At 71.7% G+C, this 4,938-nt stretch carries 5 protein-coding genes and 2 pseudogenes; 6 read left to right on the forward strand and 1 reads right to left on the reverse strand.

Annotation, left to right across the window (positions count from 1 at the left end):
- The 6 genes and pseudogenes from APM_RS11125 to APM_RS11150 form a co-directional block, all read left to right on the forward strand.
- Positions 1-339: pseudogene (locus APM_RS11125) on the forward strand (1-acyl-sn-glycerol-3-phosphate acyltransferase); the annotation flags it as partial.
- A 140-nt stretch (positions 340-479) separates the two neighbouring features.
- A complete protein-coding gene (gene miaB, locus APM_RS11130; protein WP_007423477.1) occupies positions 480-1,832 on the forward strand; it encodes a tRNA (N6-isopentenyl adenosine(37)-C2)-methylthiotransferase MiaB in 1,353 nt (450 codons plus the stop codon).
- Positions 1,829-2,830, forward strand: coding sequence for a PhoH family protein (locus APM_RS11135; protein ID WP_007423478.1), 1,002 nt, complete (start codon positions 1,829-1,831; stop codon positions 2,828-2,830). Before miaB ends, APM_RS11135 begins: the two co-directional genes overlap by 4 nt.
- Positions 2,827-3,279, forward strand: coding sequence for an rRNA maturation RNase YbeY (ybeY, locus tag APM_RS11140; RefSeq protein ID WP_007423479.1), 453 nt, complete (start codon positions 2,827-2,829; stop codon positions 3,277-3,279). The genes APM_RS11135 and ybeY overlap by 4 nt, the downstream gene beginning before the upstream one ends.
- Positions 3,280-3,311: 32 nt before the next feature.
- Positions 3,312-4,130 carry a hemolysin family protein gene (locus tag APM_RS11145; protein WP_231295411.1) on the forward strand — a complete coding sequence of 273 codons (819 nt, stop codon included), beginning with the start codon at positions 3,312-3,314 and terminating at the stop codon, positions 4,128-4,130.
- A gap of 124 nt (positions 4,131-4,254) precedes the next feature.
- Entirely contained in the window at positions 4,255-4,470 is a 216-nt protein-coding gene (locus APM_RS11150) for an EexN family lipoprotein (protein WP_007423481.1), read from the forward strand.
- Between the two features lie 123 nt (positions 4,471-4,593).
- Here the strand turns inward: APM_RS11150 and APM_RS11155 are convergent.
- Positions 4,594-4,938, reverse strand: a pseudogene (locus tag APM_RS11155) (alpha/beta hydrolase); the annotation flags it as partial.

A 4,938-nucleotide genomic window follows, 5' to 3' on the forward strand; every position in this document is an offset into this window, starting at 1 on the left:
GGCGCGCGGGTGCTGCCCTTCCGCTCCAGCTTCCTCGCCCTCGCCGAGACCGACCCGCCGCCGCTGATCCAGCCCGTCACCATCGTCTACGACCGGATGGATTCGCTGCCCGTCTGCCGCCGCAACCGCCCCCGCATCGCCTGGTACGGCGACATGGACATCGCCTCGCACTACGCCGAGCTCGGCCGGCACGACTGGCGCGCCACCATCGTGCTCGACGACCCGATCGAGCTCGACGGCGGCCGCAAGGCGCTGACCGCGACCCTCGAACGCCAGATCGCCGCCCGCGCCGCCGCGATCCGCCAGGGCCGCTATCCCGGCCCCTTCACGAAAGCATAACCGGAATCCGCTTGACAGCGCCGCCCCACGATCTGCGATAGTTACGATCATGGAATCGGGAGCAATCTCATTCTTCCGCGCTTGACCCGTCCGGCGTCCCGGCACATCCACTGGGCAAACCCTTGCCCGGATGAACTGGAATGACCGAGACCGCCTCACGCCGCACGCTGCACATCACCACCTGGGGCTGCCAGATGAACGTCTACGACAGTGGACGCATGGCGGACGTCCTGCGCCCGCTCGGCTACCGGCAGGTCGCCACCCAGGATGCGGACATGGTGATCCTCAACACCTGCCACATCCGCGAGCGCGCCTCGGAAAAACTGTTCTCCGAGCTCGGCCGCCTGCGCGCGCTCAAGGAGTCCCGCGGCGGCGCGATGATGATCGCCGTCGCCGGCTGCGTCGCCCAGGCCGAGGGCGCGGAAATCCTCGCCCGCGCCCCGCATGTCGATCTCGTGGTCGGCTCGCAGGCCTATCACCGCCTGCCCGAGCTGATCGCCGAGATCGAGGCGAAGCGCCGCGCCGTGATCGACACCGACTTCCCCGCCGCGCAGAAATTCGACCTCCTGCCCGAGGACCAGGCCAGCCAGGGCCCGATCGCCTTCCTCGCCATCCAGGAAGGCTGCGACAAGTTCTGCACCTTCTGCGTCGTCCCCTACACGCGCGGCGCCGAGGCCAGCCGCCCGGCCGCCGCCATCCTCGCCGAGGCCCGCCGCCTCGTCGCCGGCGGGGCGCGCGAGATCGCCCTGCTCGGCCAGAACGTCAACGCCTGGCACGGCGAGGCGCCGGACGGCGCCACCTGGAACCTCGCCCGCCTGCTCGCCGAACTCGCCGACATCGATGGCCTCGCCCGGCTGCGCTACACCACCTCCCACCCGCGCGACATGGATGCCGCGCTGATCGCCGCGCATCGCGACAATCCGAAGCTCATGCCCTTCCTGCACCTGCCCGTGCAGTCCGGCTCGGATGCGATCCTCGCCCGCATGAACCGCCGCCACGGCGCCGACCTGTTCCGCCGCATCGCCGGCGAGCTGCGCGCGGCCCGGCCCGACATCGCGCTCTCGTCCGATTTCATCGTCGGCTTCCCCGGCGAGACCGACGCCGATTTCGCCGCGACGATGCGGCTCGTCCGCGAGACCGGCTTCGCCCTGGCCTACAGCTTCAAATACTCCCGCCGCCCCGGCACCCCCGCCGCCGACGCCGCCGACCAGATCGACGAGGCGGTGAAGGATGCCCGCCTGCAGGAGCTCCAGGCCGTGCTGCGCGACCAGCAGCACGCCTTCAACCGCGCCCAGGTCGGCCGCAGCTTCGAGGTCCTCTTCACCGGCCCCGGCCGCCATCCCGGCCAGTCCGCCGGCCGCTCGCCCTACCTGCAGCCCGTCGTCGTCGACAATGCCGACATACCGCCCGGCACCCTGCGGACGGTGAAAATCGTGCAGTCCAACCCCAATTCTCTCATGGCCAGTCTCACACAGGAGCAGATCGCCGCTTGAGCCAGATCGTCACATCCCAGCCCCCCCGGCTGTCCCGCACCCTCACCTTCAACGACAACGGGTTGCTCTCCATCCTGCTCGGCGATCACGACCGCAACCTCGCCCGCCTCGAAAAGCGCCTGCATGTCCGGCTCGCCTGCCGCGGCAACCGGGTGTCGATCTCGGGCGAGCCCGACCAGGTCGCCGCCGCCGAAACCGCGCTTTCGGCGCTCTACGACCGTCTCGCCCGCGGCGAGCAGATCTCCGGCGCCGAGGTGGATGCCGCCGCCCGCCTGGTCGATCCCGCCGCCGAGCCCCGCCTGCCGCTGTCCGACCTGCCGGCGATCCGCACCCGCAAGGGCGTGGTCGGCCCGCGCAGCCCCGGCCAGGCCGCCTATATCGAGGAGCTTTCCCGCCACGAGATGGTCTTCGCCATCGGCCCCGCCGGCACCGGCAAGACCTATCTCGCCGTCGCCCAGGCCGTCGCCATGCTCACCTCCGGACGGGTCGACCGCATCGTCCTCTCCCGCCCCGCGGTCGAGGCCGGCGAGCGCCTCGGCTTCCTGCCCGGCGACATGAAGGAGAAGGTCGACCCCTATCTCCGCCCGCTCTACGACGCGCTGCAGGACATGATGCCCGGCGAGGTCATGGCCCGCCGCATGGCCGCCGGCGAGATCGAGATCGCCCCGCTCGCCTTCATGCGCGGCCGCACCCTCGCGCATGCCTTCGTCATCCTCGACGAGGCGCAGAACACCACCCCGGCGCAGATGAAGATGTTCCTCACCCGCATGGGCGAGGGCACCCGCATGGTCATCACCGGCGACCTCTCGCAGATCGACCTGCCGCCCCACAGCCGCTCGGGCCTGGCCGACGCGCTGGAGACGCTGGAAGGCGTCTCCGGCATCGGCGTCACCCGCTTCAATGCCGGCGACGTGGTGCGCCACCCGCTGGTCGCCCGCATCGTCGAGGCCTACGACCACCGCTCGGAGGCGCAGCGCGAGCGCGCGCGGGACCTGTGAGCGAGCCTCCAAGTAGCCTCCCCCGCGGCGCCGCGCTGCGGGGGCTGATCCACATCGCCGAGCCCCGCTGGCGCCGTTTCGTGCCGGATGCCGAGCGCGTGGTCGCCCGCGCGCTCGATGCCGCCGGCGCCGCCTGCCCGGTCATCCTGGCCGACAACCGCACGGTGAAGGCGCTGAACGCGCGCGACCGCGGCCGCAACAAGCCCACCAACGTCCTCACCTACGAGATGCCGCCGGAGATCATCCTCGCCCTCGGCGTCGTCCTGCGCGAGGCCCGCGCCGCCCGCCGCCGCCCGGCGCACCACCTCGCCCATCTCGTCGTCCACGGCGCCCTCCACCTCGCCGGCGAGGACCACCACGAAGCCGGCGAGGCCCGCCGCATGGAGCGCCTCGAAGCCCGCCTGCTGCACCGCCTCGGCGTCCCCAACCCGTGGAAATACGCGTCGTGAGCGGCAGCTGGTTCTCCCGCCTGCTCAGCAAGATGCGCGAGCAGCCCGACCTGCGCCAGCAGATCGGCGAGCTGATGGAGGAAGCCGCCGCGGAAGCCGGCGGCGAGGAGGGCGGCACCGGGCTCGACCGCCAGGAACGCGCGCTGATCGCCAACGTCCTCCGCCTGCGCGGCATCACCGCCGACGACGTGATGATCCCCCGCGCCGACATCGTCGCCATGCGCGCCGACGTCACGCTGGACCAGGCGATCGACCAGATCCGCCGCGAGGGCCATTCCCGCATGCCCGTTTTCGGCGAGCATCTCGACGACATTCTCGGCATGGTCCACATCAAGGACGTGGTCGGCTACACCGGCCGCCCCGAGGCGTTCTCGCTGCGCGCCATCCTCCGCCGCCCGCTGATGGTCGCCCCGCAGATCCCCGTCCTCGACCTGCTGCTGCAGATGCGCCAGCGCCGCACCCATCTCGCCCTCGTCATCGACGAATATGGCGGCGTCGACGGCCTCGTCACCATCGAGGACCTCGTCGAGACCATCGTCGGCGACATCGACGACGAGCACGACGAGATCGAGGGCCCGCTGATGATCGACCGTGACGACGGCGCGGTCGATCTCAACGCCCGCCTCCCGGTCGAGGACTTCACCACCCGGTTCGGCGACTTCCTGACCGAGGAGGAAAAGGAAGCCGATCTCGACACGGTGGGCGGCCTCGTCTTCACCCTCGCCGGCCGCGTGCCCACCCGCGGCGAGATCATCTCCCACCCCGCCGGCATCGAGTTCCTGATCCTCGACGCCGATGCCCGCCGCATCCGCCGCCTGCGCGCCCGCCGCATCGCCCCCGAATCTTCCTGATCCCAGCCCGCCGGATGCGCGCATCCGTGCCGTCCCGGCAAGGGTCTTTTGCCGCCCCCGTGCCTACCGCGCCGGCGCGCGCGGGCGCACATCGGGGGCAGGCCACCACGCAAGGACCAAGACCATGACGCGCAAGATCCTGTTTTCGCTCCTCCTCGCCCTCGCCGCCCCGGCGGCCCATGCGGCGGCGACGCACGACGTCCCCTGGTTCGCCCGCCACGCCGCCGCCCGCCAGGCCGCCATCGCCGCCTGCGCCGCCAATCCCGGCGATCTCGCGGCCAGCCCGGACTGCATCAACGCCGCCGCCGCCGCCCGCGCCGCCCTCGCCCGCGAGCTCTGAGCGCCCTCCGAACCACGCCGGACGCCTGCCGCGGCAATGCTGCACTGCAACAAAAACAATCCGCGCGTCCCGCGTCCGTGCTAGAAAAATCCCAGGACGTTTCCTCCCTGAACTTGGCGGTGCTCAGGCGCCGCCTTTTTCTTTTTCGAGGCCCAGCGTCCCGATCCACCCGGCGATCGCCGTCTCGACCCGCCCCTCGATCCCGAAATACCCGTGCGGGCCGAGCGAGCCGCAAGGCCGGTCTCCCGCCGCCCCGCCCGCGACCATCCGCACCGTCACCGACGATGCGCCGCCCAGCGCCCGCGCGACCACCGGCGCCTGTCCGGGCGGCGCGACCGGGCAGCGGTCGTCCCGGTTGGCGACGATCAGCACCGGCGCCCGCACCGCGGCGGGATCGGCGTCGAACACCGTCATCCGGCTCAGCCTTCCCGGCACCGACACCGTCTCCGTGAGCACCACCCCGGCGAC

Source organism: Acidiphilium sp. PM (assembly GCF_000219295.1).
Classification (GTDB): domain Bacteria; phylum Pseudomonadota; class Alphaproteobacteria; order Acetobacterales; family Acetobacteraceae; genus Acidiphilium; species Acidiphilium multivorum.

Coding starts and splice junctions, on each gene's coding strand:
- miaB (WP_007423477.1), top strand. CDS start 480: ATGACCGAGACCGCCTCACGCCGCACGCTGCACATCACCACCTGGGGC.
- APM_RS11145 (WP_231295411.1), top strand. CDS start 3,312: ATGCGCGAGCAGCCCGACCTGCGCCAGCAGATCGGCGAGCTGATGGAG.
- APM_RS11150 (WP_007423481.1), top strand. CDS start 4,255: ATGACGCGCAAGATCCTGTTTTCGCTCCTCCTCGCCCTCGCCGCCCCG.